General features: G+C 55.4%; 32 protein-coding genes, 3 tRNA genes and 1 pseudogene. 15 read left to right on the top strand and 21 right to left on the bottom strand.

The genetic code is table 11. The features are described from left to right. Positions 1–24: 24 nt before the first annotated feature. From ACR0DU_RS08580 to ACR0DU_RS08600, 5 genes are read left to right on the top strand one after another with little or no spacing between them, the layout of a single operon-like run. The gene (locus ACR0DU_RS08580) at positions 25–1,317 is read left to right on the top strand and encodes an ABC transporter substrate-binding protein (protein WP_010442637.1); all 1,293 of its coding nucleotides are present in this window, start codon (positions 25–27) and stop codon (positions 1,315–1,317) included. A gap of 30 nt (positions 1,318–1,347) precedes the next feature. Beyond that, a complete protein-coding gene (locus tag ACR0DU_RS08585; protein ID WP_170781907.1) occupies positions 1,348–2,274 on the top strand; it encodes a branched-chain amino acid ABC transporter permease in 927 nt (308 codons plus the stop codon). After that, positions 2,274–3,215: a branched-chain amino acid ABC transporter permease gene (locus tag ACR0DU_RS08590; protein WP_480456454.1), complete on the top strand. Its 942-nt coding sequence runs from the start codon at positions 2,274–2,276 to the stop codon at positions 3,213–3,215. Before ACR0DU_RS08585 ends, ACR0DU_RS08590 begins: the two co-directional genes overlap by 1 nt. Then, the gene (locus ACR0DU_RS08595) at positions 3,203–3,934 is read left to right on the top strand and encodes an ABC transporter ATP-binding protein (RefSeq protein WP_480717422.1); all 732 of its coding nucleotides are present in this window, start codon (positions 3,203–3,205) and stop codon (positions 3,932–3,934) included. The genes ACR0DU_RS08590 and ACR0DU_RS08595 overlap by 13 nt, the downstream gene beginning before the upstream one ends. Further along, positions 3,927–4,622: an ABC transporter ATP-binding protein gene (locus ACR0DU_RS08600; protein WP_480873658.1), complete on the top strand. Its 696-nt coding sequence runs from the start codon at positions 3,927–3,929 to the stop codon at positions 4,620–4,622. The genes ACR0DU_RS08595 and ACR0DU_RS08600 overlap by 8 nt, the downstream gene beginning before the upstream one ends. A 127-nt stretch (positions 4,623–4,749) precedes the next feature. On the opposite strand, the gene ACR0DU_RS08605 is transcribed toward ACR0DU_RS08600, so the two are convergent. The 5 genes from ACR0DU_RS08605 to ACR0DU_RS08625 are packed head-to-tail and all read right to left on the bottom strand — an operon-like array spanning position 4,750 to position 9,544. Next, entirely contained in the window at positions 4,750–6,228 is a 1,479-nt protein-coding gene (locus ACR0DU_RS08605) for an aldehyde dehydrogenase (protein ID WP_480873660.1), read from the bottom strand. An 8-nt stretch (positions 6,229–6,236) separates the two neighbouring features. Next, positions 6,237–7,271, bottom strand: a complete 1,035-nt coding sequence (locus ACR0DU_RS08610; RefSeq protein WP_480873662.1) for an LLM class flavin-dependent oxidoreductase — start codon at positions 7,269–7,271, stop codon at positions 6,237–6,239. Positions 7,272–7,274: 3 nt separating this feature from the next. Next, positions 7,275–8,198 carry a flavin reductase family protein gene (locus tag ACR0DU_RS08615; protein ID WP_170781902.1) on the bottom strand — a complete coding sequence of 308 codons (924 nt, stop codon included), beginning with the start codon at positions 8,196–8,198 and terminating at the stop codon, positions 7,275–7,277. Further along, a complete protein-coding gene (locus ACR0DU_RS08620) occupies positions 8,185–8,973 on the bottom strand; it encodes an alpha/beta fold hydrolase (protein WP_480873665.1) in 789 nt (262 codons plus the stop codon). The genes ACR0DU_RS08615 and ACR0DU_RS08620 overlap by 14 nt, the downstream gene beginning before the upstream one ends. Beyond that, positions 8,945–9,544, bottom strand: coding sequence for an amino acid synthesis family protein (locus ACR0DU_RS08625; RefSeq protein WP_319546719.1), 600 nt, complete (start codon positions 9,542–9,544; stop codon positions 8,945–8,947). Before ACR0DU_RS08625 ends, ACR0DU_RS08620 begins: the two co-directional genes overlap by 29 nt. Positions 9,545–9,650: 106 nt before the next feature. Here ACR0DU_RS08625 and ACR0DU_RS08630 point away from each other — a divergent pair, with 106 nt between their 5' ends. Continuing rightward, entirely contained in the window at positions 9,651–10,496 is an 846-nt protein-coding gene (locus tag ACR0DU_RS08630; protein WP_480873669.1) for a LysR family transcriptional regulator, read from the top strand. A 203-nt stretch (positions 10,497–10,699) separates the two neighbouring features. Here ACR0DU_RS08630 and ACR0DU_RS08635 read toward each other — a convergent pair. Beyond that, positions 10,700–10,783: transfer RNA gene (locus ACR0DU_RS08635), tRNA-Tyr, on the bottom strand. 116 nt (positions 10,784–10,899) lie between these two features. Between ACR0DU_RS08635 and rlmB the strand changes: the two genes are divergently transcribed. The 5 genes from rlmB (at position 10,900) to ACR0DU_RS08660 (ending at position 13,799) form a co-directional block, all read left to right on the top strand. After that, positions 10,900–11,673, top strand: a complete 774-nt coding sequence (rlmB, locus tag ACR0DU_RS08640) for a 23S rRNA (guanosine(2251)-2'-O)-methyltransferase RlmB (RefSeq protein ID WP_480873671.1) — start codon at positions 10,900–10,902, stop codon at positions 11,671–11,673. 12 nt (positions 11,674–11,685) lie between these two features. Beyond that, a complete protein-coding gene (locus tag ACR0DU_RS08645) occupies positions 11,686–11,958 on the top strand; it encodes a hypothetical protein (protein ID WP_480717480.1) in 273 nt (90 codons plus the stop codon). Positions 11,959–12,133: 175 nt separating this feature from the next. Then, positions 12,134–12,505, top strand: a complete 372-nt coding sequence (locus ACR0DU_RS08650) for a YHS domain-containing (seleno)protein (RefSeq protein ID WP_480873674.1) — start codon at positions 12,134–12,136, stop codon at positions 12,503–12,505. Between the two features lie 201 nt (positions 12,506–12,706). After that, positions 12,707–13,177, top strand: coding sequence for a CoA-binding protein (locus ACR0DU_RS08655; protein ID WP_010442623.1), 471 nt, complete (start codon positions 12,707–12,709; stop codon positions 13,175–13,177). 148 nt (positions 13,178–13,325) lie between these two features. Then, positions 13,326–13,799: a GFA family protein gene (locus tag ACR0DU_RS08660; RefSeq protein WP_480873677.1), complete on the top strand. Its 474-nt coding sequence runs from the start codon at positions 13,326–13,328 to the stop codon at positions 13,797–13,799. A gap of 76 nt (positions 13,800–13,875) precedes the next feature. On the opposite strand, the gene ACR0DU_RS08665 is transcribed toward ACR0DU_RS08660, so the two are convergent. The 3 genes from ACR0DU_RS08665 to hisF all read right to left on the bottom strand — a co-directional run bounded on the left by ACR0DU_RS08665 (position 13,876) and on the right by hisF (position 15,587). Then, positions 13,876–14,442: a hypothetical protein gene (locus ACR0DU_RS08665; RefSeq protein WP_319546724.1), complete on the bottom strand. Its 567-nt coding sequence runs from the start codon at positions 14,440–14,442 to the stop codon at positions 13,876–13,878. A gap of 69 nt (positions 14,443–14,511) precedes the next feature. Continuing rightward, positions 14,512–14,829 (bottom strand): phosphoribosyl-ATP diphosphatase, encoded by a 318-nt coding sequence (locus ACR0DU_RS08670; RefSeq protein ID WP_170781896.1) that lies wholly within the window; start codon positions 14,827–14,829, stop codon positions 14,512–14,514. Next, positions 14,826–15,587, bottom strand: coding sequence for an imidazole glycerol phosphate synthase subunit HisF (gene hisF, locus ACR0DU_RS08675; RefSeq protein ID WP_170477009.1), 762 nt, complete (start codon positions 15,585–15,587; stop codon positions 14,826–14,828). Before hisF ends, ACR0DU_RS08670 begins: the two co-directional genes overlap by 4 nt. A 120-nt stretch (positions 15,588–15,707) precedes the next feature. Between hisF and ACR0DU_RS08680 the strand changes: the two genes are divergently transcribed. After that, positions 15,708–16,154: a DUF302 domain-containing protein gene (locus ACR0DU_RS08680; RefSeq protein ID WP_480873680.1), complete on the top strand. Its 447-nt coding sequence runs from the start codon at positions 15,708–15,710 to the stop codon at positions 16,152–16,154. 12 nt (positions 16,155–16,166) lie between these two features. Here ACR0DU_RS08680 and ACR0DU_RS08685 read toward each other — a convergent pair whose 3' ends face one another. Together ACR0DU_RS08685 and hisA are read right to left on the bottom strand one after the other, a co-directional pair. Then, a complete protein-coding gene (locus ACR0DU_RS08685) occupies positions 16,167–16,631 on the bottom strand; it encodes a DUF2867 domain-containing protein (protein WP_480873682.1) in 465 nt (154 codons plus the stop codon). A 4-nt stretch (positions 16,632–16,635) separates the two neighbouring features. Beyond that, complete coding sequence (gene hisA / locus ACR0DU_RS08690; RefSeq protein ID WP_480873684.1) at positions 16,636–17,358, bottom strand: 1-(5-phosphoribosyl)-5-[(5-phosphoribosylamino)methylideneamino]imidazole-4-carboxamide isomerase; 723 nt, start codon at positions 17,356–17,358, stop codon at positions 16,636–16,638. A 133-nt stretch (positions 17,359–17,491) separates the two neighbouring features. On the opposite strand from hisA, the gene ACR0DU_RS08695 reads away from it, so the two are divergent. Beyond that, positions 17,492–17,893: a DUF2147 domain-containing protein gene (locus tag ACR0DU_RS08695; RefSeq protein WP_010442615.1), complete on the top strand. Its 402-nt coding sequence runs from the start codon at positions 17,492–17,494 to the stop codon at positions 17,891–17,893. Between the two features lie 4 nt (positions 17,894–17,897). On the opposite strand, the gene hisH is transcribed toward ACR0DU_RS08695, so the two are convergent. After that, the gene (hisH, locus tag ACR0DU_RS08700) at positions 17,898–18,536 is read right to left on the bottom strand and encodes an imidazole glycerol phosphate synthase subunit HisH (RefSeq protein ID WP_170775325.1); all 639 of its coding nucleotides are present in this window, start codon (positions 18,534–18,536) and stop codon (positions 17,898–17,900) included. After that, positions 18,537–19,124 (bottom strand): imidazoleglycerol-phosphate dehydratase HisB, encoded by a 588-nt coding sequence (hisB, locus tag ACR0DU_RS08705; protein WP_480873688.1) that lies wholly within the window; start codon positions 19,122–19,124, stop codon positions 18,537–18,539. 154 nt (positions 19,125–19,278) lie between these two features. Here hisB and ACR0DU_RS08710 point away from each other — a divergent pair, with 154 nt between their 5' ends. Further along, positions 19,279–19,518, top strand: a complete 240-nt coding sequence (locus ACR0DU_RS08710; RefSeq protein ID WP_170543593.1) for an Lrp/AsnC ligand binding domain-containing protein — start codon at positions 19,279–19,281, stop codon at positions 19,516–19,518. Here the strand turns inward: ACR0DU_RS08710 and ACR0DU_RS08715 are convergent. The 6 genes and pseudogenes from ACR0DU_RS08715 to ACR0DU_RS08740 all read right to left on the bottom strand — a co-directional run. After that, positions 19,515–19,829: pseudogene (locus tag ACR0DU_RS08715) on the bottom strand (GNAT family N-acetyltransferase); the annotation flags it as partial. The gene ACR0DU_RS08710 and the pseudogene ACR0DU_RS08715 sit on opposite strands and share 4 nt — an antisense overlap. Before the next feature lie 30 nt (positions 19,830–19,859). Then, positions 19,860–20,177, bottom strand: a complete 318-nt coding sequence (locus tag ACR0DU_RS08720; RefSeq protein WP_480873691.1) for a hypothetical protein — start codon at positions 20,175–20,177, stop codon at positions 19,860–19,862. Beyond that, positions 20,159–20,380, bottom strand: coding sequence for a hypothetical protein (locus ACR0DU_RS08725; RefSeq protein WP_480873694.1), 222 nt, complete (start codon positions 20,378–20,380; stop codon positions 20,159–20,161). The genes ACR0DU_RS08720 and ACR0DU_RS08725 overlap by 19 nt, the downstream gene beginning before the upstream one ends. A 106-nt stretch (positions 20,381–20,486) precedes the next feature. Continuing rightward, positions 20,487–21,704, bottom strand: a complete 1,218-nt coding sequence (locus ACR0DU_RS08730) for a RidA family protein (RefSeq protein WP_480873697.1) — start codon at positions 21,702–21,704, stop codon at positions 20,487–20,489. Between the two features lie 112 nt (positions 21,705–21,816). Then, positions 21,817–21,891 (bottom strand) — tRNA-Gly (locus tag ACR0DU_RS08735). 34 nt (positions 21,892–21,925) lie between these two features. Beyond that, positions 21,926–22,000: transfer RNA gene (locus ACR0DU_RS08740), tRNA-Gly, on the bottom strand. A gap of 83 nt (positions 22,001–22,083) precedes the next feature. Here ACR0DU_RS08740 and ACR0DU_RS08745 point away from each other — a divergent pair. Then, positions 22,084–22,302, top strand: a complete 219-nt coding sequence (locus tag ACR0DU_RS08745) for a hypothetical protein (protein ID WP_480456483.1) — start codon at positions 22,084–22,086, stop codon at positions 22,300–22,302. Positions 22,303–22,317: 15 nt separating this feature from the next. Here the strand turns inward: ACR0DU_RS08745 and ACR0DU_RS08750 are convergent, their stop codons facing one another. Next, positions 22,318–22,701, bottom strand: a complete 384-nt coding sequence (locus tag ACR0DU_RS08750) for an MAPEG family protein (RefSeq protein ID WP_480456484.1) — start codon at positions 22,699–22,701, stop codon at positions 22,318–22,320. A gap of 71 nt (positions 22,702–22,772) precedes the next feature. Further along, positions 22,773–26,210, bottom strand: a complete 3,438-nt coding sequence (locus tag ACR0DU_RS08755) for a pyruvate carboxylase (RefSeq protein WP_480873701.1) — start codon at positions 26,208–26,210, stop codon at positions 22,773–22,775. Positions 26,211–26,510 lie beyond the last annotated feature (300 nt).

Raw genomic sequence — 26,510 nt, forward strand, 5'->3', positions numbered from 1 at the left:
AAAACAACAGAGGAGATGAACGCCATGACAAAGACTTCAAAGATCAGTCGCCGTAGTACACTGCTTGGTCTCGGGGCCGGTGCAAGTGCTCTGGCCGCGGGTGGGGTGTTGCCCGGTTCTCTTGGATTTGCGCAAGCGCAAAGCTCGGCACCGATCAAGATCGGATTCCAAAAGCACGCGACTGGCATTGGCGCTGCATATGGCCGCTGGTATGACGTGGCGACCAACGCTGCTGCTGCGCGCATCAACGAAATGGGCGGCATCAATGGTCGTCCGGTCGAGATCATCACTGAAGACGACGCAACCGATCCCGGGCGTGGGGCCGAAGTGCTTGAGAAATTTGCCAACCAACACGAGGTAGACGTCGCTTTCGGTACCTTGTTCAGCCACGTGGTAATTGGCTCTGCGCCCCGCGCGGGCGAGTTGAAACTGCCTTATTTTGTTGTCTCCGAAGGTCACCATGTCGCCAGCGGCATGCTGAATCGCTATACGCTGCAACCAGGTATCACTGATGTGAAAAGTCAGGTTATTTCGATGGCACCCTTCGTTGCCGACAATCTGGGTAAGAAGGTCACGATGATCTATCCTGACTTTGCTTTCGGCCATGATCATCGCGACTTTTTCTCGCAAGCGATTGAGGCGCAGGGGGGCGAAGTTGTTGCGAAGATTGCGATCCCGCCCACCGAGACAACCTTCACCCGCTATTTCCCAAGCATCCCGCGCGAAACCGAAGTGATCTATCATGTGATGGTGGGCCCGGCAGTGCTGACATTCGTCAAAGAGATGGGCGAGTTCTTCGGACCCAGCCGACCCGAGATTTTTGGCTTTATCGACAGCCTTGAAGCGGTTGATATACAAAGCCCCGGGCTTGAGTTCCTCGAAGGCACGTATTTCTGGGAAGGCATGCCGCGCTATAAGCAAGCCAACGAATCGGAGGCGGCCTCAGCCTATCGTGCGGCAGTTGGCGTGAATGACAGTGGCGCTGCGATCGATGACCCGGCCAATGTTGCCACTTACGCTCATATGTTCGGGTGTTGGGAAACGATGCATATCATCAAAGCTGGTATGGAAGCAGCGGACTACCAAGGGCCTGCAGATCGCTCCAAACTGATCGAAGCGGTCGAGGCTATGACTGACATGCCGGAATCCATCGAACATCCGCAGGGTGAAAAAGTCTTTAACGGCAAGACCCATCAGACCTTTGGCAAACAGTATATCTCAAAGGTTGGTGATGGCCGTCTTGATGTGGTGCATACCGCGTCAATCGAGGATGGCCTTTATGAAGATGAGGTGGATTACACCACGCAATCCTTCTGATCCCGACATTAGGCAAAAGCGAGACTGGGTATGGACTTCGGGCCTCACCTGATGCTCGCCTCCATCGAGGGGGCGGTCATTTCGGCTATTCTTGTGCTGACGGCAATGGGGCTCAGCATTGTGTTCGGCGTCATGCGCGTTGTGAATGTCGCCCATGGCGAGTTCTTCATGCTGGGTGCGGTATTTGCCTGGGCGGTAAGCACGATGATCGGCGGCCATGCTGGTTTCGGTTTCGTGGCTGCCCTGCTTATAGTGCCGGTTTTGGTCGGCTGCATTGCGGCGGGGGTCGATCAGCTGATCCTAAAGCGGATCGACTATGACGTGGACCGGACCATCGTAGCCACGATTGGCGTACTTTATATTGTGCAGCAATCGACGCTGATGCTGTATGGACCCGAGGCGCGGCCTGTCGCGCCACCATTCAACACTCGCTTGGCACTGCCCTGGTTCGATTTTGGTGCAGATGGATTCCAAATGATCTGGCCCTGGGGGCTAAGTGTGACGACCTACAAGCTGTTCGTGATTGTTGCGGCGATTTCCGTATTGGGGGCGCTTTGGTTTGTGCTGACGCGCACCAAGATCGGATTGATCATGCGCGCAACGCAGCAGGATCGCGAGATGGCTCAGGCCTTTGGGGTGCCGGTCAATCGTGTGTACTCCTGGGTATTTGGCCTGGGTGCAGGGCTGGCAGCACTAGGTGCTGTGTTGGTGGTTCCAATTCAGCAGGCCCATTATCTAATGGGCGGAGATCCATTGTTGCTGGCGTTTATCGTGGTAATCATCGGCGGTCTCGGAAGTTTGCCCGGCACTGTGATTGCAGCGGTGCTGATCGGAATGAGCGACGGCATTATCTCGGTCTTTTTCTCGCCGACTCTGGCCAAAATCATCGCGACCTTCCTTGTCGCAATGGTGCTTGTTTTTCGGCCGCAAGGCTTGATGGGGCGGGTGGCGGCCTGATGACGGTGTCTAGAACAACCGCATTGCATATCGGCACTTTACTTGTGCTTATCGCATTGTTCTTCGTGCTGCCCGCATATCACGTCGGAGCCTTCTCGCGTATCATGGTGCTTGCGATTTATGCCATCGGGTTCAATCTGCTGTTTGGCTATACCGGCCTTCTGAGCCTCGGCCACGCCATGTTCTTTGCCGCTGGAATGTACGGGTTTGGGCTGAGCATGAATTTCGGCGGACTGTCAGTGCTACCAGCTTTTGCAGTTGGCGTCCTCGCTGCGGGATTGTTGGCGCTGGGCGTAGGCTTATTGGCGCTGCGTACCATCGGTGTCGCGTTCATGATCGTGACGCTGATGTTTGCTCAAACCTTCTATCTCGTGATCCTGTATTTCGGAGAATACACGCGCGGTGACGAAGGCTTCATCATTCAACAGGCCCAACGTAACCTCGCTGGGATTGACCTGACAACGGAAACGGCACGTTACTTCGCTGCATTTACCCTTTTCGCCATCTGCTTTCTCGCCATGGCGCGTTTGGTGCAAAGCCCATTTGGAAAGCGACTGGTTGCCATACGGGAAAACGAAGAGCGAGCCCGGATGTTGGGATATGACGTAGGGCGTCTGAAACTTGCTGCGCTGGTTGTATCTGGCCTGTTTTCAGGTGTCGCAGGCGCCGCCTACGCGATGCTGTTCGGCTATGTCGGTGCAAGCTTTGCCGCGGTGCATTATTCTATCTTCCCGCTACTGTGGGTCTTGCTGGGCGGGGCCGGAACCACGATCGGACCTCTAATCGGCGTCATCTTCATGTTCTATCTGATCGACATTTCTAGCGGTTTCACCAACGCATATATGCTTGTTGCCGGTGTTGCTTTGGTTCTGCTGACCCTGTTCGCCCCCCAAGGTATTGCGGGCACAATACGCAAGAGAGCTGTGTCATGGTTGCCGTAAATATCCTTGAGACCAAAGGCCTGACTAAGATCTATGGCGGGCTCCAGGCCAATACTGACATAGATTTCTCTCTGCGAAGGAATGCAATTACAGCGTTGATAGGGCCCAACGGCGCGGGCAAGTCGACATTTGTTGGAATGGTTAGCGGGCGGACTCCACCAACCCGCGGCAGCGTTTCATTCGAAGGCCGGGACATCAGCAAACTGCCCGCGCATAAACGCATGCAACTCGGCATGGCCTATACGTTCCAGATCACTTCGATCTTTCCCGGACTGACGGTTGAAGACAACGTTGCCCTTGCTGCCGGTCGCAGGCTTGCGCATGACAAAGTAGCCCATGCTGAAAAGACGACTGCTGTGCTGGATAGAATCGGATTAAGGGATCGAGCCAGGCAAGTCGCCTCGGACCTCAGTTATGGTCACCAAAGGGTGTTGGAAATTGCCATGGGTCTGGCGCAGGATCCCAAACTTTTCATCCTTGACGAGCCGACCCAAGGTCTGGCCGAAGGTGAAGTTGAAGCGTTTGTGGCGCTCATGCGGACGATGGCCGAAGAAACTACGATCCTGCTGATCGAGCACAATATGCGGGTGGTCGCTGAAACCGCCGATCATGTTGCAGTGCTGGATCAGGGTCGCCTTTTGGCCTCGGGTAGCTTTGACGAAATTCGCGCGAACGCTGCCGTGCAATCCGCCTATTTGGGGGCGCCCGCCGATGTTTGAGATCCAGAATATCCACACCGGCTATGGCAAGGTAAAAGTGCTGTTTGGCGTGTCGTTGACCGTCAGTGCAGGGGAAATTCATTGCCTGATGGGCCGCAACGGGGCGGGCAAAACGACATTGCTGAAAGCAATCATGGGGCAACTACCCCTGAGCCAAGGTGAGGTCATCTTAGATGGTGAACGCCTCAGCGGCCTGCCTGCACACCTCGTGCCACAACGCGGAATCGGCTATATCCCGCAGGGACGGCGGCTTTTTCCTGAGCTTACGGTTTCAGAGAACATCGAAATGGGCCTTTTGGCGCGGGGTGAAGGTGCAGATACACGAGATTGGGTGCTTGAACTCTTTCCCCGGCTCAAGGAACGTCTGAGCCAAGTCGCCGGTACACTTTCAGGAGGTGAACAGCAGATGTTGGCCACAGCCCGAGCGTTATGCCTGCGCCCCAAGGTATTGCTTTTGGACGAACCGACCGAAGGATTGCAGCCTTCAATGATCGAACAGATCCGGCAAGTCGTGGTTAAAATGAAAGCAGAAGGCTACGCTATCGTCCTTGTGGAACAGCGTATCGATGCGGTTTTGTCGATTGCTGACCGGATCACCTTTATTGAAAACGGCCAAGATCGTGTGACTGTCCAACCCGCAGATGTCGCTGAAGATCAGACGATCCTTACACGTTACCTCGGTGTCTAATAGCATCGACCCAGATAAGCTTCTGTAGATTTTTCTGGGTTTGGGTTGAAATCATCGCTGTAAGCGGTGCCTATTCCGTCACCAATCCGTCAGAAGTTGGTTCAAAAAATTCCAGTTCATATAAATGTCAGCGCATGGTGAATGGATTGGCCATTGCCGCATCTGACGTATTGATCCAGGTGGTTTTGGTTCTCGTGTAGTCATAAACCACGTCAATCCCGGCCTCTCGCCCATAGCCGGACTGATTGAACCCACCAAATGGGGCAATGGGAGAGACCGCGCGATACGTGTTCACCCAGCAAATCCCTGCTTTGAGCCGTCCTGACACACGATGTGCACGGGCGACATTCTGGGTGAATATTCCCGCGCCGAGCCCATATGGCGTTTCATTGGCGATTGCGATGGCTTCCTCTTCCGTATCAAACGGGATCAAGGACATAACCGGGCCAAACATCTCAACCTTCAGAGTCTCGATGTCGGCATTGGGGCATTCCACAAGCGTCGGCGCCATATAGTTGCCAGCGCGATCCAACCTGCTTCCACCAAAACGGATGCGCGCGCCCCCGGAACGGGCGGCATTTAGCGCGGCCTCTATTTTCTGTATCTGCGCTGACGTACAAAGAGGTCCGATTTGCGTATCGGGTGCAAGAGGATCGCCGACAGTGACGCCCTCCATTTTGGATTCAATCAGAGATACGATCTTTTCAAATACCGGGCGGTGGACAAGCCCACGACTACCAGCCACACAGCTTTGCCCTGATGCGCCAAAATTTCCTGCAATCAATCCATTCGCGGCACCATCGAGATCAGCGTCATCAAAAACGACCATCGGGGATTTTCCCCCAAGCTCAAGCGAGGTAACCGCGAAATTTTCGGCCGAGTTGCGAACGACATGACGCGCAGTTTCCGGCCCGCCGGTAAAGGCGATACGGTCTACATCCGGATGGCGCGTCAAGGGTATGGCGCAGTTTTCGGCATCACCAGTGAGGACCGATACTACGCCAGGCGGAAACCCGGCTTCTTCAATGAGACGGGCAAATTCAAGCAGAGGCGCAGGAGCGATTTCTGAGGCTTTTAGTACAACTGCACAGCCCGCAGCCAGGGCCGGTCCCAACTTGGTTGCGGTCAGGAACATTTGAGCGTTCCAGGGGACGATCGCGACCACAACGCCGATTGGTTCGCGCTGGGTAAACGCATGCATGTCGGGTTTATCAATGGGCAGAACTGCACCTTCGATCTTGTCTGCCAGCCCCGCATAATAGCGATAGTAATCCCCGACATAGGCGGATTGCGCCGCAGTCTCAGCCAGCAGCTTGCCGCTGTCGGTGGTCTCGATGCGGCCGATCTGTTCGGCATGCTCCTCGATCAATTCTGCCAGACGATACAACAGCTTGCCACGCTGAGTCTGGGTCATGTCGCGCCATGTAGGGTCGTTGAGGGCCCGGCGAGCGGCGCTGATCGCTCGATCAACATCGTCGGGTGCCGCACAGGCAAAGGTGGCCCAATGTGTTCCGGTGGCGGGGTTTTCCGAGGACATGGTTTGCCCTTGGGCACCGTCGGTAAATTCCCCGTCGATGAAAAGCTGGTAATGTGGTTTCTGGTCCATCTCTTCCCTCACTGGAATGCTGGCATGACGTCGTCGATAAAGCGGGCAAGCGAGGCGCGCTTACGCTCAAAACTCATGCCGCTGTCGATCCAGAATGAGAACTCATCATACCCTAAATCTTCGTAGCGTTTGATCTGATCAATCACCTCTGTTGCGGTTCCGACCGTCAGATCACGCCGCAGGTTTTCCGGGGCCATCAGCGTGTTGGCAGCGATTTCTTCTGCGGTCAGTTGTTGGATCAAACCCTGTTTCACTGGCCGCTTGTTCTGGAACCATGCACCAAAATAGCAATAAAACCGCGACAACTCTCGTGCAGCTAAATCTACATCGGCTGCATCTTTTCCGACATATGTGTGGTGCAAGAGCATGATTTTGGGGCGCGGCCCAGCATACCCTTCACAAGCGTCATTGAAACGGCCGACCAGACTCTCAATCTCTTCCATCCCTTGCCAGAGGGGAGTGACTTGGATGTTAAATCCGTTGTGAACGCCAAATTCATGGCTATTGGGATCACGCGCGGCGATCCAGATCGGAGGCCCGTCTTTCTGAACAGGTTTCGGTGCAGAGGTCGTTGCGGGAAACTGAAAGAACTCTCCTTCATGTGCACAATCGTCAGCCCATAGTTTGGGGATCAGAGGCACCAACTCGCGCATGCGTTGCCCGGCCTCCCACGCGTCCATACCCGGCATGAGACGTTCGTATTCATAAGAGTAAGCACCGCGCGCGATGCCAAGCTCGATCCGACCACCTGTAATCAGATCCGCCGATGCAGCTTCGCCTGCCAGTTTGATGGGGTGCCAGAAAGGGGCGATGACTGTACCGGTCCCAAGTTTCACATGGTTGGTGTGATTGGCGAGGTTGACCAGTTCCAACAAAGGGTTAGGGGAAATGGTGAAATCCATTCCATGATGCTCACCCGTCCAGACCGCGCGCATTCTGGCGTCATCGGCCATTTTGCACAGCTCGATGAAATCGCTGTGAAGATTTTCCTGGCTTTGATCAGGGGTCATGCGTTCCATGTGCGCAAAAAGCGAAAAATCCATGGATCAGTTCCTTTCAATCAAGCTATGAACATCGCCGCGATCCGCATTGCCAAGGTAAAACCCAAAGCTGTTCGTGCGGGATTCGAGCGCATACCGCAGCATCATGTCGGCAATCGCGGAGGTCGTGTATGAGAGGGTCGGCAGGGTAGCGGTTGGGATGGGTTGCAACGAAGATTGTCCGGTTTGCACGCCACTTTGGGCCAGAAAGTAAACATGGTGGGTCTGGCTTTGCGCATCGTCATAGACAGAATAAACCGGGCCAAGCTCGACGGGGCTTCCCTGCAATGCGAGGGCGTCGGTCAGGTCCTGCCGCAGATTGCCAATGTCGATTAAGCTGATCTGAGGCGGTCGGTATCCATCGTCAGTGAGTTCCAGCAAAACGCAGTCGTTTGAGTTAATAATTGCGCCACAAGTTGTTGTGCCACCATTCCGGTCCATCGCGGCGCGTTCGAGGCCAAGGCTGAAATACTGCCCGCCGGTATATCCAAGCCCAAGGGCGTCGGATTCAGTGAACGCTTGCACTTCTCCGATCAGGATTTGGTGGTCCCCTGCAGGCAAGGATTGCCATGTGCTGCAAGAAAACTGAGCAATAGCCCCATCGATCAACGGAATGCCGTTCAGATCGAGCGTATGGGGGACCGCGGCGAAACGATCTCCGGTGAAACTGGCGAATGTATTGGATACTTCTTGCTGCCCCTCGGCCAGAATACTAATGGCGAAGTGACTGCAGTTCGAGAACTGGTCAAAGGTCGACAGAAACCGACCCGGACAAACCAGAAGCAGCGGCGGGTCAAGCGAGACCGACGAAAAGGAATTGGCGGTGAAACCGCAAAGCGTTCCGTCATTTGCGCGGCAGGTCACCACGGTCACGCCGGTCATGAAACGGCCAAACGCGCTGCGTAGGGTGCGGGGATCAATCTCTGCCATGAGCTGACTTTCTAGCAAATTCCAGCAGCGCAGAATTGACTTCGGCTGCATGTGTCATGGGCATCATGTGCGCAGCACCTGTGATTATTTGGGCTTTTCCTTTCGGGGTAAGCGAGGCCATTGTTTCAGACATCTCGGGTGTCGAATTGGGTTCGGCGCTCCCCGTCAGAAAAAGTGCGGGGCAGGTCAGCGCAGAGAGCGTGTCGATATCTGGGCCATTTTCATACGCAAATATGCTGTAGGCTCTGCGGTAGGCCATCGGGTCGACGTTTGTGAGCCAATTTCTGCAAACCTCTTTCTCGATGACATCTGCATCACCGAACCAACGGGCCAGGGTAGGCGTCGGGTCAGTGCCTGTTTCCGTGTCCAAAAGAGATGCGCGCGCTTTTACGGCTTTGGCGGCTGTATCACTTCGATTGAATATGGCATTCAGTGCCGCCACACCCAGCACCTTTCCCTTATGTCGCGCAGCCAAATCCAGTGCGATCATGGCGCCCATGGAATGCCCAATGACGATTGCCGGTGTATCCAGGCCGGATGCAATCGTATCTGTATAACTCCGAAGGTCTTGTGCTCCGGCTGGCAAGGCGCTCGCGCCATGGCCCGGCATGTCCACTGCGGTGACACGGAACATTGACGACAAGGTGTCCAGTTGCGCGTTCCATGCTTCGGCCCGAAGCCCGACACCATGTATCAACAGAACCGCTGGGCCGTCACCTTGGCTGATCGCGCGGAGGCGCCCGAAATCAGACCGCGGCCGGGTTGTCCAGATCATGGCCCAAATCCTTTAAGTCCTGATAGCGATCTCCAATCCTATGATGGGGGCGTCCGCCGGTAGCTGCTCCCAGCACCACCACGATCTCGTCATCCCGCGGCGCATCAGGGATCGAGAATTGGATGGTGAGGTAGTGTGATCGCCGGCCTGCATCGTTTTTGTCCATCAGCGGAACCATGATCGGTGCATTGGCCGTTCCGCGTGTATTGGTAAACGCCAGATAAGATTTGGCGCCGACCGCCTCACGATAAAAATTGCCGAAGCGCAGCGTATGAATTAGCCCCGAGGCATGTTCGACCTCGCCGTTCAGACCAACCACGGCGGCTTTGCCATAAGCTTCGATCGCATCTCCGCCGCCGGCCAGAGCGATCATCCGGTTGGTTATCATCTCTCCCAAAACAGGGCCATAAGCCTGTATTTCGGGTTTCAGGTCCTCAACAAACCGCCCTGCCCAAGGGTTCTTGACAACTGCGGCAACAGCGAACATGCGCCAAGGTTGTTGTGTTTCTTTGAAACCTTCGATGAGAACTTCTTCATCATAGGTCACGATCTTCCGTATCTCGGGGCGCATAAATTTCTCCTGTTCGCTACCCGAGAAATTCAGAGATTACACCGACTTTGACAAACGATTGATTTAAGGGCTTATGTATTAAAAAGACTAATGGCTTACTTGACCCATGAAAAAATCGCTGCCCCCGCTGACCTGGTTTCGCGCGTTCGAGGCCGCTGCGCGCCATCTGAGTTTTACCGCTGCCGGTGAAGAGATCGGCCTGACCCAATCTGCGGTCAGCCAACAGGTAAAATCCCTTGAAACACGGCTGCGTGCAGCTTTGTTTACGCGCCATGCGCGTGGATTGTCGCTGACCGACGAAGGGCGCAAACTGCTGCCTCAGGTCGGGGCGGCACTGGGGGTGTTGTCTGCAGCGACAGATACATTTGATACTGGCCCGTCAGAGAACCTTTTGACCATCGCATCGTCAGTCAGTGTAGCCCAGTGGATTATCGCGCCAAACCTTGCTGAATTTCGGAAGAGGCATCCGAATATCCGCGTTCGTCTTTTAAGTGCGGTCTGGCCGGACGAGTTCAGTTCTGCACGCGCAGATGTAGAAATCCGCTTCGGATCGGAAAAACAGGTAGGAAGAAATGCCAGATTGCTCACACCTAACCAGCTCATTGCCCTCAAATCACCCAGCCTTAAAGGTGGGGTAAGTGATTTGCCGTTGATCGAAGCGGTCGGCACATCCAGCGGATGGAAAGAATGGTCCGCAAAGGTTGAGCCTGTTCCGGAGCCTCAGATTTTTGCGGATTCGTACGGTGTGGCCTTGCACTTTGCTGCCCATGGCAATGGAATTGCGCTTGTGAGCGAACTTCTGATCAAACACGCGATCAATTCTGGTGTGCTTGAAAGGGCGCATCCGGCAACCGTCGAAAGTAACGAAGGATATTACCTGTCGAGCAACGAAGAGAATGAATTTGCAAGGCAATTTCAGGGCTGGCTGTTGGAGCAATTACCACAACAATAAAGAGATCAATGTCTCGAAAACACTAATCTACGAGTGGTTTGCCCTATTTGATACCAGAGACAAATTTCCAGTTAATGGATGTGGGCCATTCGCATTAGTCTAGATTCCCACTTTGCAACAAACAAACAGTCGACCAAAGCGGGCGCAAAGCTTATTGGAACACCCTAAATGGCATTTACCGACCCAAAGACTGAGAAGCTGAATGGTGGGCGACCCTGGAATCGAACCAGGCGTGCGTCTCCGCGAGGGAGTTACAGTCCCCTGCCACACCTTGCGGCCTGTCGCCCACTGTCAGGCGTTGCACCTGACGTGGAGGCGTGATTACTAGCGCGTCTAAAGGGCGTCAACAGGAAAATACCGCTTTGACGCAGGAAACCGAATTCCCGGCCCGGAGGCCCGTAAAATGAAGAAACCAAAGTGGGTCGTCGAGAAAGAACAGGCGCGAAAAGCTGCTGCTGCGGAAACCGTATGGCTGTTTGGATTACATGCTGTTCGTGATGCCTTGATGAATCCGAAACGGCAGAAGCTACGTTTGATCGTGACGCGAAACGCCCGCGATAAGCTGGTGGAATCCATTGATTTTTCCGGGATTGAGGCCGAGGTAGTTGATCCACGGAAATTCACGGCTCCGATTGATCCGGGCTCTGTTCATCAGGGGGCTGCGCTTGAGGTCAAGCCGCTGGACTGGGGTGGGCTTGTCGAGAATTGTATCGGGCAGGAAATCCCGCGTGTGTTGCTTTTGGACCGGGTTACAGATCCGCATAACGTAGGCGCGATTCTCCGTTCAGCGGAAGTATTGGGCGCAAGTGCGGTAATTGGCACGCGGCACCATTCTGCCCCTGAAACTGGCGCACTGGCAAAAACTGCCAGCGGTGCGTTGGAACGGCAACCGTATCTGCGTGTCCGTAACCTGGCTGACACGATCAATGCGCTGCAGGATATGGGCTTTCTGGTTCTGGGTCTGGATGGTGAGGCAGACGAAACTATCGAAACCGTATTGGAGGGCAAACGAACGCAGCCAGTAGCGTTAGTATTGGGGGCCGAAGGACCGGGCCTGCGTCAAAAGACCAAAGAATCTGTGGACCAGCTGGTCAAGATTGACGCGGCGGGCGGATTTGGGTCACTCAATGTCTCAAATGCTGCCGCAATTGCACTATATGCGTCACAGCCCAGATGACAGGAGGTTCACATTTCCACGCCGCACAAAATCGCCACCTGCTGTTATTGTGGAACCCGCGCCGCGCTGGTTCTTAGGGGGAAACAGCAACATGAACTAAGTTGCTCAAGCTGTGGTGCGCCTTTGCATAACCTCAAGATGGTTCCAAAGGCCAAGCTTGTTGATCGTCCGGTCCAGAAATCCAGGCCAACCCATTACAACAAAAAGAATAGGAAGAAGAAAAAGGGCCTGTTTTCGCGCGTATTGGACGAGGCCTGGGATGCTATTGAAGACGTTTTCGATTGAAGACCGCACGCGTGTTCACAAGGGCGTCATGGGGGTTTTCGTGACCAGATGAAATGTGCAACTTAAAACCCTCTCAAAATCAATCGATGAATCAGTGATGCTGTCCCGACGTTCCTTTTTAACCAGTCTCGCATGTCTCGCCGTTGCGCCTTCAGTAAGAGCGCAGGAAAGGCCGATGTTCTATTCTGACGGCGGATTGGCTGTTTCTGGTTATGATGCGGTCTCATACTTCAGGATCGGAACGCCTACGCTGGGGAAATCTGATTTTTCCCTGATGTGGAAGGGGGCCGTGTGGCAGTTCACATCGGAAGAAAATCGTGACAGATTCGAGCGCAACCCACGGGCTTTTGCTCCTCAGTTTGGTGGATATTGTGCGTTTGCGATGGTGCAGGGGGTGCTCAGCAGCACTGACCCGCAAGCATGGCAGATCGTTGACGGAAAGTTGTACTTGACCCATTCGGAAGCGATTGAGCGTATCTGGAAACAGAACGTGTCGCAGAACATTCGCGAGGCCGAGGGGCATTGGCCTCAAGTTCTGTATAACTGATCGGCAAATCTCCGCCAATTGTGAATTGTCATCACAAAAATGCGCGCCCCCTCTTTTTTTTCACAAACTTAGGCTTAAATGTCACAGTGACCGCGGAATGGAACTGCCGCGGGTCATTTCACTGTCCCTCGTTCCAACAACTGGCGCTCAGGCAAGACCTGAGCGCTTTTTTCTTTTTGACATGGCGTCTAGGGTGCGATCATGCCTGATTACTCTGACCAGTTCCTGACCACAGTGTTGAAACGTACCAAGGTTGTTGCCGTTGTTGGCGTGTCGATGAATCCGGTAAGGCCCAGCTACTACGTTGCGCGTTACTTGTCGCTCAAAGGCTATACGGTGATTCCGGTGAACCCGGGGCATGCCGGTAAACCTCTCTTCGGTCAGACGGTCAGGGCGTCGTTATCCGAGATCTCTGAAGCGGTAGACATGGTTGATATTTTTCGACGCTCTGAAGCCGTTCCGCCTATCGTTGACGAGGCTTTGGCCGAGTTGCCGAATCTACGCACAATCTGGATGCAGATCGGCGTAGAACATGCCGAGGCAGCCGCCAGAGCGCAGGCCCGCGATATTGACGTGGTCATGAACCGTTGCCCCAAAATCGAATATCAGCGCCTGTTTGGCGAGCTGCGGATGGGTGGGTTTGCAACGGGCGTCATTTCGTCCAAACTCTAAGCAATTCATGGCTATAGCGCTTTCACAGCAAAATCGCGCTATGATTGGATTGCCAGTCGGTCTTGGTTGAGTGCCGCCTTCGTGCAATCCGCTGATTCCCAGCCTCCCGAAATTGAACCTGTCTGATCCCTGCGGAGGGGCTTGTGAAATGGAAAGTGAGCTAAGAACAATGTCAATTCCAGAACCTCCATTTGAAGGTGCTTGCTTATGTGGTGCGGTGCGCGTTCGTGTGACGGCATCCCCACTGTTAACCGTTGCGTGCCACTGCCGTGATTGCCAAAAATTCAGTGCGAGCGCTTTTTCTCTTACCACCATGTTCCCAAGCGATAGTTTCTCCTATGACGGCGAACTGGTTCTGGGTGGTCTTGGATCGGTCGAACGCGCGCATTATTTCTGCAAATCGTGTCTGAACTTCATCTACTCTCAGCTCAAAGGAGCACCGGAACGGGTCAACCTGCGGACGTCGATCTTAGATCAAGCAGCTTCATTCGAGCCATTTCTCGAAGTGATGACAGAGGCGAAGACGCCTTGGGTGGATGTTCCTGCTGTTCACAGCTACTCCCGATTTCCGGAAACACCGGAAGAGCTGCAATCGCTAATGCGCGACTATTCAAAACGCTGAATCCCGGTGGAGACAGACTGAACTGTCACGGGCTTTCGAGGTCGAACACATCGGAGCCTGATGATGCACAACGGGTTCAGTTCAAAGCCAATCGGGTCAGTTGCCCGACTTGTTCCTGGCGACGCTTTTCCAGAACCTCTTCGCGTGGGACCCACTCGTAACGGGTATCCTCAACCAGGGGCGACCAGAATAACACTCCACCATAGCGCCAGGGGTCCAGGACGACGCCGTCATACATGCTCTCGCCTTTGCGGCTGATGATGGCGGTGCTGTGGTCGATACGGAATGGGTTATCCGCATTGGCGATAGCGCGGTGCATCTCGAGCGTACGGAATTTTTCCTGATCCAGTCGCCGCTCGATATCCTCGGCCCAATGCCAGCACAAGCCGCGCGGGCGCAGGCCTTTGTTGACCTTGGCATTGTGGATCAGTGGAGGGTCTGTGATTTCGTATTCCTGCACCAGCTGCGCAGTATAGGCATAGGCGATGCGGGCGGCGCGGGTGGCCTCTTCCGGGTCGATATCGGGGCCGAGGCTTTGGATTTCAGTCGCCAGCCGTTGGACCTCATCCCCAGAAGAAGGGGGAGGGGTGGTACAGGCCGCGAGAGTTGCAAGTGCTGCTGCGAACACCAAAGCTCTGATCATCTGCGCGCCCTTTGCCTCAATGCACCCGAACCCGGAGTATAGCGAGCTGGGTTATCGCACGAAACCCGCTTACCCCTTGGGCCGGGATGCCTTTTCAGTGATGCCACTGGTGCCCTGGCGTTGGGCCAGTTCGGCCAACACATCGTCCAGTTCCACATCGCTCGCGGCCAGCATGACCAGCAGGTGGTAAAGCACATCCGCCGCCTCAGAGGTCAGCTTTTTGTTGTCGCCCTTGGCTGCCTCAATGATAGCCTCGATAGCCTCTTCGCCAAATTTCTCAGCACATTTCTCAGGGCCTTTGGACAATAGCTTGGCGGTCCAGCTGCTATCGGGATCCGCCCCTTTGCGGGCCTCAATGGTTGCGGCCAATTCGTGCAGAATACTCATGTCAGCCTCATTGGAATGCCGGCGGCGGCCATATGTTCTTTGGCCTCTTGGATGGTATATTCGCCGAAATGGAAGATCGAGGCCGCCAGAACAGCGCTTGCCCCGCCCTTGGTGACGCCTTCGACCAGATGGTCCAGATTGCCGACGCCACCGCTTGCGATCACTGGCACATCGACGGCATCTGAAATCGCGCGGGTCAGGGGCAGGTTGAATCCAGCCTTGGTGCCATCGCGATCCATCGAGGTTAGCAGGATTTCTCCCGCGCCCTTGGCGACAACGGTCTTGGCAAACTCAACCGCGTCGATACCGGTGGGCTTGCGACCGCCATGGGTGAAAATCTCCCACTTGCCGGGGCTAACGGTTTTGGCGTCGATGGCGCAGACGATACACTGGCTGCCGAACTGGTCTGCCGCCTCAGCAATCACATCCGGGTTGGCCACAGCGGCCGAATTAAAACTGACCTTATCCGCTCCTGCCAACAGCAGGGCACGTACATCATCCTTGGTGCGAACTCCGCCACCCACAGTCAGGGGGACAAAGCATTGTTCTGCCGTGCGTTGGACGACATCAAACATGGTGCCGCGATTTTCGTGGGTTGCATGGATGTCGAGAAAGCAGATTTCGTCGGCTCCAGCAGCATCATAGGCCTTGGCGGACTCCACCGGATCACCCGCATCGCGTAGGCCCACGAAATTCACACCTTTGACCACGCGGCCATCAGCGACATCCAGACAGGGAATGATACGGGTTTTCAGCATTGGGTATCCTCTGTTGCTGGCACCTCTACCGGCAAAGCCTCGCCGATGCCAGACTTGTGATTGTGATCTACCGAGAAGCCATGGAAATTAGAGGTGAAATTCATGAAAAGGATTATCCAGATGCGACATCTTATTTTGGCTTCAATAATCACATTCGGAGGTGCGCTGTCCGCCATGGCTGACGACATCATCAAAGTACAAACCAATAAAACAGTGGCCGAGGCGCTGGACGCCCTCGAAGCTGCGGTAGGCAATGCAGGCGCGACTGTATTTGCCCGTATCGATCACGCGGCTGGGGCAGAAAAGGTCGGTACTCCGATTGCACCCAATCAGGTGCTTATCTTCGGCAACCCAGCACTGGGCACGCCTGCGATGCTGATTGATCCGCGCGCCGGGTTATTTCTGCCTCTGAAGGTGCAGGCTTTTGAGGATGCGAATGGTCAGGTATGGCTGGCTTACGAAGACCCAAAAGAGACAATGGATGAACTCGATGAGGTCGAAAAGTCACCGGTTATCGAAAAAATGCGTGGTGCATTGAAAAAGCTGACCACAGCCGCAGCGGGCTAATATAGCTTCGTGTCAGGCGCTTGCGCGGCGCACCCGTGCAAGCGCGTTGCGCGCAATCAGGATGTGGAAAGGCAAAATAATCGCCAGATATAGTCGCCCACCCAGATTGTGTCGATGAACCCAGGTCGCGAGGGAAATACGACCGTCTTCGGAAAAGACAGACACTCGGAAATCGAGGTGACGGTCATCGAAGCCAGCGACCACCTCGCTCGCGTCATTGTGCTCAACCGGAAAAATACCCACCTTATCAGTTGCTTCTGGCCCTGTATTATCAAGCCCAAACGGGGCGACCAGGATGCCGCGCAGTCGAACCAACATTTTGGCCCAAGCAGGGAAACTGGTGATAATCTCTGCCGCCTGACGCGGCGAAAGTTCAGAAGCCACGCTGAAACAATCCAGAAAATCGCCATCTTCCAGCCGGCTATGCAGCAGACTCTTGGTTGGCAGTTCGGATCGCTTCACGCGTGATTTGAGCATCGGACTATTCTCTGAGTGTTGTCAGAGCCTCTTTCAGATCGATGGCGCCATCGTAAAGCGCGCGCCCTGAGATCGCACCATTCAAATCTGCGCCACAATCACGCAGGGCAATCAAGTCGGAAATAGAAGACACACCACCCGAGGCAACGACCGGGATGTCGACAGCTTTGGCTAGGTCAGCAGTGGCTTCGATATTTGGTCCCTGCATCGCACCATCCCGGTTGATGTCGGTGTAGATGATTGCAGCGACGCCAGCATCCTCGAAACTGCGCGCCAGATCGGTGACCTGAACATTGGTCTCTTCAGCCCATCCTTTGGTGGCAACCATGCCGTTGCGGGCGTCGATTCCGACGGCGACTTTGCCAGGGAAAGCTTTGGCTGCTTCGCGCACCAGATCGGGGTTCTCGACCGCGACAGTGCCCAGAATCACTCGCGCCAGGCCTTTCTCGATCCAGGACTCGATTGTTGCCATGTCACGAATGCCGCCACCTAACTGAGCTGGAACATTGCACTCCCTCAGAATAGCTTCAACCGGGGCTGCGTTTACCGGCTCACCGGCAAAAGCACCGTTCAAGTCAACCAGGTGCAGCCATTCACAGCCAGCTTCTACAAAGGCGCGGGCTTGCGCGGCGGGGTCTTCATTAAAGACCGTCGCCTTGTCCATTTCACCGCGCAGCAAGCGCACAGCATTGCCGTCTTTGAGGTCGATAGCGGGGTAGAGGATCATGTCAGGCGGCCCTATATCTTTGTTACACGCGCGGGATATCGCACAGGCGGGGCAGGGGCGCAACGCGACGCAAAGTCAATCTTGCCCGGTACCGACCGGCAGGTCAGACTGTCTGCAAAACAGGGAGACAACAATGAAGACATATACTCTTGCAGCTATATTCGCTGCGATGGCCACAACCGCCTTTGCCGCCGATCCGGTGGACGGTTTGTGGAAGACTGCCCCAGGAGATACGGGCGGTTATCTGCATGTGACGATTTCCGAATGCGGCAGTGCCATTTGCGGTACCATCGACAGCGCGTTTGACGCTGAAGGCAATCAGCAACTGGAGTACGAGAACCTTGGTAAGCAGATCATCTGGGACATGGTGCCAGATGGTGCCGGTGCCTATAGCGGCGGCAAAATTTGGGCACCGGATCGCGATAAGACCTACAACTCAAAAATGTCGCTGAACGGGCAGAACAAACTGACGGTGAAAGGCTGTGTCGCGGGTGGTTTGATCTGCCGTGGACAGGATTGGACCCGAGTTCAATAACCGATCACGGAGTCCAGGTCAGGAAATTTCCGATCATGCGCAGGCCTACGTCCTGGCTTTTCTCAGGGTGAAACTGCATCCCGACCATGGTGTCACGGCCAATCACGGCCGTGACCTCTTGCCCATAATCCACATATGCCAATCGTTGGACCGGATTGGTCACCCGAAAGTGGTAGGAGTGAACAAAATATGTGTGATCACCTGATTTCACTCCGTCAAAAACCGGGTGGTCGCTTTCCAAAACCAGATCGTTCCAGCCCATATGCGGAACCTTCAGGGTACTGTCCGAGGGTTCGATCTTCACGACATCACCGGCAACCCAACCCAGACCGTCGGTCTGGGAGTATTCGTGCCCCTTGGTCGCCATCAGCTGCATACCAACGCAGATGCCCAGAAACGGGCGGCCCTTCTGTTCCACTGCTTCTACCATCGCGTCATAGATGCCCTTGTGGCCGCGCAACTCGGTGGCGCAAGCCGGAAAGGCTCCATCTCCCGGTAGGACCAATCGATCCGCCCGCGCAACAACGTCAGCGTCCGAGGTCACGACGACTTCGCCAGCATCCAGCTCGCGAGCCATGCGTTGAAACGCCTTCTCTGCCGAGTGCAGGTTACCGCTCTCGTAGTCGATGATGGCTGTCAGCATCTACAATGCGCCCTTGGTCGAGGGAATCGCATCCGCCTTGCGCGGATCGGTCTCGACCGCCAAACGCAGAGCGCGGGCGACTGCCTTGAAGGCGGCCTCGGCAATGTGGTGGCTGTTGAAGCCGTGTAATTGGTCGACATGCAGGGTTATGCCGCCATGGGTACTGAGCGCTTGAAAGAACTCGCGCACCAACTCTGTATCGAACGTACCGATTTTGGATGTCGGCAGGTCCACATTCCAGATCAGGAAAGGGCGGGCGGACAGGTCCAGCGCACAACGCACCTGTGCATCATCCATGGGCAGGTGACATTCGCCATAGCGGCGAATACCCTTCTTGTTCCCTAATGCCTGCGTCAGCGCTTGACCCAGAGCAATCCCGGTATCCTCCACCGTGTGGTGGTCGTCGATGTGGTAATCACCCTTGGCGCGGATCGTCATGTCGATCAGCGAATGGCGCGCCAGTTGGTCCAGCATGTGGTCGAAGAACCCAACACCAGTCTGGTTGTCATACTGGCCGGTGCCGTCCAGATTGACCTCGACCGAGATCTCGGTTTCGGCGGTCTGACGGCTGATCTTAGCGCTGCGCATGGGCGAATTCCTTTTGCTTCTGGGGCGCTTATAGACCCGGAAGAGCAGCCTATCCAGACCGCTTTGAGCCTTCGGTGCAAACTGTTGCAGGGGATTGCACCCGAGCGCGGCCCATGCCAGCCTACGGTCAACACGAACCAACAAGGCCCGGCCCATGTCCACCTGCGTTTTCATCCAGATCCGCTGTAAACCCGGCACCACCTACAAGGTAGCCGAAGAGATTGCCCTCCGCGAAATCCACTCGGAACTGTATTCCACCAGCGGCGAATATGACCTGCTGCTGAAACTCTACATCCCCGAAACCGATGATGTGGGCCATTACATCAACGAAAACCTGCTGGAGATTCCCAATATCGAACGCTCGCTGACCACGATGACGTTCAAGGCTTTCTAGTCCAGTTCAAACGTCGTCACGCCGAAGATTCGGTTCAGGTCAATCTCGGGTTCGTGGTCGGAATACATCCGCGCGGTCTCAAAGACCTTCTCCACCCCAAGCTCTTCGGCCAACGCGAACGCCGATACATTGGGCTGTGGCATATCGATGAACACTTCGTGCGCGTTGTGATCCTCGGGAATCGACGGGAGAACAGCGGCCAGCAACGCCCTCGCGATTTCTTTAGTGTCTGCAAATAGGGTGCCGATCTTATAACCCGTTAGACAAGGGCGCAGTGTTGCATAGCCCCTGATCCTGCCGTTCTCGGTGTAAAGCTTTGAAACGTGGCTGAAAGCACCAAATCAGCTTTCCAGAAACAGAGCGCGTGGTGCGGAGAACAGAACGCGATCATATACCTTCAATTCATCAAACGCTTGTTTCAGATCCGATATATGGCTGTTCGGCTCAGCCTCTAGCTTGGCCAGAATCTGGTGTTTTGTCCCTGCGAAACGATAGTTGTTATAAGCAAAAGAAAAGCCAGACTTACGATAGTTATCCTGCTGTTCGACCACGCCATCCAGACCCATGTTTCGGCCCGTGCAATGGCTCAGCGCATGCTGTGCGATTTCAAGCCCGTGGCCGTGGTGCCTGAACTCGGGCTTTACGATGCAGAAGCCCAAAACGAAAATGTGTCGTCGTAATTCACAGCCGAAACAGATGAGATCATCTCACCATCCAGAAGCCCGCCCAAAAACCCATTAGGGTCTGTTGGGCGAAAGCACTCGGCATCATGCACACCCGGGTTCCAACCTTCGCGCCCGGCCCAATCCACGGCGTGCTGAACCTCGGCTATGGTGAGAGGGCGTTTGTCATAGCGCGGCATGGTCAGGTCCCTGTCTTATGGCTGTATTGGTCAGAGTGGCCCAGCCCGCCGAAAAGAACCAGCCCCTTGCTGGCTCGGCGTGAGCGCGGGTCCAGAGCAGCACTGCTTAATCCAAAATTGCGATCGCTTCGATTTCGATCATCATTCCTTCATAGATAAGCGCGGGCACGGGTATGCCAGTCGTAGCAGGCCCCGGCGCCGTGTAAGAATTCGAGCGTATCAGCAGGTTTTCATGCAGCGCTTCCGCTGAAGCACTTCCCTGATAGAAGGTCGTGACTTTTACGACGTCGTCCAGTGTCGCACCAAACTCGGCTAGAACTTTGGATAGGGTATCCATTGCGATCTTGGTTTGCGCGACCATATCTCCGGGCTTAAGGACTTGCGCCTGATGATCCAGGGCTACTTGCCCGCCAATGTGGATGACATTGCCACACCTGTTACCCTGTTTGTACGGAAGCGGTGTGGTCCAATTCCAATGCCCGTCTGGCCATGCAAAATTTTTGGGCTCATCAGTCGCCGACGTGCAAATCGCCGTTGCTGCTATTTTGGTCGTCAATCCTTCGTGCGCAAAGTTGGGAACCGGGATCCCCGTCGCTGTAGGTCCGGGATCGGAGAAATACGAAGCTCTTAGACTTGCGGCTTTCTTCCAGCTACTGCCATGTAGATCATCTGGATAAAATGTGTTGAGCTTGACGATGTCGTGCAAGTCCGCGTCGACCGTCGACAGCGCCCGCTTCAAACGCTCCATGGTTTTGGCAGTTTGCGCTGGAATATTGTCTGGGGCCTCAACCGTTCCATGTGGTGTCAGGGCAGACATCTCGCTGGTAAAAACCATATCCTCGGAACGAACCACATGTGAAAACCCGTCTGGCAAATACGGCATGTCCTCAAGTCGATGGCATTGTTTTGGTATTCTGGCGCCGTCTGGACGCCGCATGGCAACGCCTTCGATTTCTGTGAGCATGTTCGGATAACATAGCTCTGGCATGTTGATCATGCTGATCACGGGGCGGGCCGTGTCGCCAATGATCTGGCTTAGAAGCTCCTGTAAGTGGCCTTCGTCATTCGCATCCCCTACGTAATAGACGACCAAGCGCACCAGATCATCGAAATCGACACCCAAATCAGAGAACAGGTTGGCCATATAGGCCATAGAGTTTCTGCATTGCGCTGTCAGATCGCCAATGTTGCGCACATTGCCTTGCGCATCCAGATCGACTTGCCCGCCAGTGAAAATCATGTCCCCGGCACGGACGGCGTGGTGATGAGTCAATTTGACGGGCCAATCCCAATGCCCGTCAGGAAAACTGTATCGACTGGTCAATCCATCCTCCGCGCCTGATTTGGCAACTGTTGGATGGAAGCCAATATGATGTCAAAACAGAAACGAGTTCCGTAAAGCACCACATTCAAACAGGTGTTGAAGGTCTGGTATCTGGAGCGGGCGAGGCGATTCGAACGCCCGACCCTAACCTTGGCAAGGTTATGCTCTACCCCTGAGCTACGCCCGCATCAGATACTTATGTCGGTCCAAAGACCTCTCAATGGAGCGGGCGAGGCGATTCGAACGCCCGACCCTAACCTTGGCAAGGTTATGCTCTACCCCTGAGCTACGCCCGCGCCGTTGAGTGAGGAGGGATGTATAAATTCCCACACGTGGCTGCAAGAGGAAAATGGGGCCGTTGGAAAATTATTTCGACGGAATGCCTGCCCCTCACGCGTTCAAGAGCAAATGGAAAGCAAAGCAAGCTGCGCGGGAAGGTGTTACGATGATCAATGTCTCAGATTTGAAAGCCATAGCGTTGGGTGTCATGATCATTCTTGTGATCATGGTTTCGAAATTTGACAGCGAGCGCATGGAATCTGAGGTCTCGCACCGATTTAGCGGCGCTCAGCCTGGTTGGTACGCTCCTATCGGATAACAGCGATCAGGTGCTTCAAAGCGCCAGAATAAGACCCGCGCTGGCCGCGACCAAAATCGCCGAGAATGTCAGTAACATTCCGATCTGTCGCATAATGATTGTTTGTGGCGTCTTTCCGAAGCCGTAGGCGTGCGACAGCCGTCCGGCCAGCAACATCAGACCCAGCAGATTAACAAGCCATGCTTCAGCGCCCTGCAACTCAACCATGGCGATCAGCAGCAATGCGAAAGGAGCATATTCGGCACAGTTGGCCTGCGTCCGCATGGCTTTGATCATGGCCTTGTCGCCGTGATCTCCGACCGAGATTTTGCCTTTGCGACGCTGCAGGATGACGTTCACGCTGAGCGCAATGAACAGAAATGCAATCAGTGCAGCGTAGATCGGGGTGATGGACAGCATGACAGCTCCTGATATTGAAAAGGCCGCGCAGAGAACTGCGCGGCCCTGTATGCCTTTATGTGATAACTGGCTTATTCCAGTTCGACCAGCAGGTCCTTGGCGTCAATCTGGCCGCCGGGTTGGACGTGGACGGCCTTGACCGTTGCGTCTCGCTCGGCGTGGATGCCGGTTTCCATCTTCATCGCTTCGATGGTCAGCAGCAGATCGCCTTCGTGTACTTCTTGACCTGCCGAGACGGCAACGGTGGCCACGACGCCCGGCATCGGCGCGCCAATATGGTCGGGATTCCCAACTTCGGCTTTGGGCCGCTGCGCAGTAGTGGCTTTGACCATCCGGTTCGGCACGCGGATCACACGTGGTTGGCCATTGAGTTCAAAGAACACGCGCACTTCGCCGTTTTCGTCGGTCTCGCCGATGGCCTGACAGCGAATTTCCAGCGTTTTGCCGGGGTCAATCTCGGCAGTAATTTCTTCGCCGGGTTCCATGCCATAGAAGAAGGTGCGCGTGGGCAGGGTACGGACCGGGCCATAGGTCCGGTGGCGGCCCATGTAATCCAGGAACACCTTGGGATACATCAGATAGCCGTTCAGGTCCTCGTCATCGACCTCTTTGCCCTCAAGCTGTTTGGACAGATCGGCGCGGGTGGCTTCCAGATCGACGGCCTCGACATTTTTGCCGGGGCGTTCCGTATTCGGTACTTCGTCTTTTAGTACCTTGGTGATGATCGTGTTAGGGAACCCGCCCGGAGGTTGACCCAGATTGCCGCGCATCATGTCCACGACCGAGTCAGGGAAGGCGACGTCGGTGGCCGGGTCTTCAACCTGTTCACGTGTCATGTTCTGACTTACCATCATCAGTGCCATGTCACCGACCACTTTGGACGACGGTGTCACCTTGACGATATCACCGAACATCTGGTTCACATCGGCGTACATCTGGGCGACCTCGTGCCAACGCTCCTCTAGACCCAGCGAACGCGCCTGTGCCTTTAGGTTGGTAAACTGACCGCCGGGCATCTCGTGCAGATAGACCTCGGAGGCCGGGGCCTGCAGGCTGGATTCGAAGGCCGCGTATTGGCCACGGACGGCCTCGAAATAGTCGCTGATCTCGCGGATGGCCTTGATGTCCAGCCCGGTGTCACGCTCGGTATGACGCAGCGCCTCGACCACGGTCCCCAATGTTGCTTGGCTGGTGTTGCCGGAGAAGCTGTCCATCGCGCAATCCACCGCGTCCACGCCCGCCTCAGAGGCCGCCAGAATAGTGGCGCTGGCGATACCGGCCGTATCGTGGGTGTGGAAGTGGATCGGCAGGCCGACCTCTTCCTTAAGCGCGCGGATCAAAATGCGTGCCGAGGCTGGTTTCAACAAGCCCGCCATGTCTTTCAGGCCAAGAACATGCGCGCCCGCATCTCGCAGCTCTTTTGCCATACCGACATAATATTTCAGGTCATACTTGGCGCGATCCGGGTCGAGGATATCGCCGGTATAACAGACTGTACCTTCACAGATCTTACCGTTCTCGATCACTGCATCCATGGCGACGCGCATGTTCTCGACCCAGTTCAGCGAGTCGAAAACGCGGAACACGTCGATATTCTGCGAGGCTTGCCGCACGAACTCCTGCACCACATTGTCGGGATAGTTTGTATAGCCAACCCCGTTTGCGCCACGCAGTAACATCTGGGTCATCAGGTTCGGCATTGCCTCGCGCAGGTCGCGCAAACGCTGCCACGGGCATTCCTGCAGAAAGCGATAGGCCACATCAAAAGTCGCGCCACCCCAACATTCAACGCTGAACAACTGGGGGAGGTTCGCCGCATAACTTGGCGCTACCTTGATCATGTCGATCGAGCGCATCCGGGTGGCCAGCAGGGACTGGTGCCCGTCACGCATGGTGGTGTCAGTGATCAGCAGTTGCCGCTGCGCCTTCATCCAGTCGGCAACTGCCTGCGGGCCTTTTTGCTCCAGCAGGTTGCGGGTGCCCATCATCGGTTCCGCCTTGGGCGCGGGGGCTTTGGCCTCTTTCAGGTCGGCGCGCGGTTCGGGGCGGTCCTTGGTCTCGGGGTGCCCGTTCACCGTGATGTCGGCGATATAGTTCAGGACCTTGGTGCCCCGGTCGCGGCGCTTTTTGAAGGCGAACAGGTCCGGTGTCTCGTCGATGAACTTGGTGGTGTATTCATTCGACAGGAAAGTCGGGTGCTTCAGCAGGTTCTCGACAAAGGCGATGTTGGTGCTGACACCGCGCACACGAAACTCGCGCAGGGCGCGGTCCATACGGGCAATCGCCTTTTCGGGCGTCGGCGCCCATGCGGTCACCTTGGTCAGCAGCGAATCGTAATACCGCGTGATCACCCCGCCCGCATAGGCGGTGCCGCCGTCCAGACGGATGCCCATGCCGGTGGCCGAGCGATAGGCGGTGATGCGGCCATAGTCGGGGATGAAGTTGTTCAGCGGGTCTTCGGTGGTCACTCGGGTTTGCAGGGCGTGACCGTTCAGGCGGATCTCGTCCTGGCTGGTTTTGCCGGTAGCCTCGGCCAGCGTCTTGCCCTCGGCAATCAGGATTTGCGCCTGCACGATGTCGATGCCCGTTACCTCTTCGGTGACAGTGTGCTCGACTTGCACGCGCGGATTGACCTCGATGAAGTAGAACTTACCGGTGTTCATATCCATCAGGAATTCAACCGTGCCCGCGCATTCATAGTTTACATGGGCGCAGATGCGGCGGCCCAGCTCGCAGATTTCGGCACGCTGTTCGTCGGTCAGGTAAGGGGCAGGGGCGCGCTCAACGACTTTCTGGTTGCGGCGCTGGACCGAGCAGTCACGTTCATAGAGGTGATAGATCTCGCCATGTTTGTCGCCGAGAATCTGAACCTCGACATGGCGGGCGCGGGTGATCATCTTCTCCAGATAACCCTCGCCATTGCCAAACGCCGCTTCGGCCTCGCGACGTCCTTCCAGAACCTTCTCTTCCAGCTCATCTTCGGACAGGATCGGACGCATTCCGCGCCCGCCGCCGCCCCAGCTGGCTTTCAGCATCAATGGATACCCAATCTCGGCCGCTTCAGTTTTGATGGCAGCCATGTCGTCGCCCAATACTTCAGTTGCCGGGATAACTGGAACGTCAGCCGCAATCGCCACTTTCCGGGCGCTGGCCTTATCGCCCAATGCGCGCATGGTTTCGGCCTTGGGACCAATAAAGGTAATGCCATTCTGAACACAGGCATCTACGAAATCCGGGTTCTCGGACAGCAAGCCGTAACCGGGATGGATTGCATCCGCGCCACATTCCTTGGCAACTCGGATAATCTCGTCGATCGAAAGATAGGCCGCGACCGGTCCCAGATCCGCACCAATACGATATGCCTCATCCGCCTTAAAACGATGCAGCCCCAACTTGTCTTCCTCGGCAAAAACCGCGACGGTCCGTTTGCCCATCTCGTTGGCAGCGCGCATCACGCGAATGGCAATCTCGCCGCGGTTGGCGATCAGGATTTTCTTGAAGTCTGTCATTGCAGGTCCCGGTCTTTACTAGGTGTGGCCTTGTGAATAGGCGGACAATACAGCCACGTACATATGTAGTTCTGGGTAGAACCGGCATGTTAACGCTCGCAATCGCCGCCTATTACCGCTTTTCTTTACACGCGCTGCGCCGCAGCATCAAATACTGTATCTATGATGTCAGATTTTCTGTACCCTATGTGCTTAGGGCTGAGGATTTCACTTCTGAAATCCGTCTCAATCCGAGTGATTCGGAAGCGCACAGGGCCAAGATTTCAAGATCAGCGAATTCCTAGACGCCATGCCGGTCGC

This window comes from Ruegeria sp. G2 (assembly GCF_056533505.1).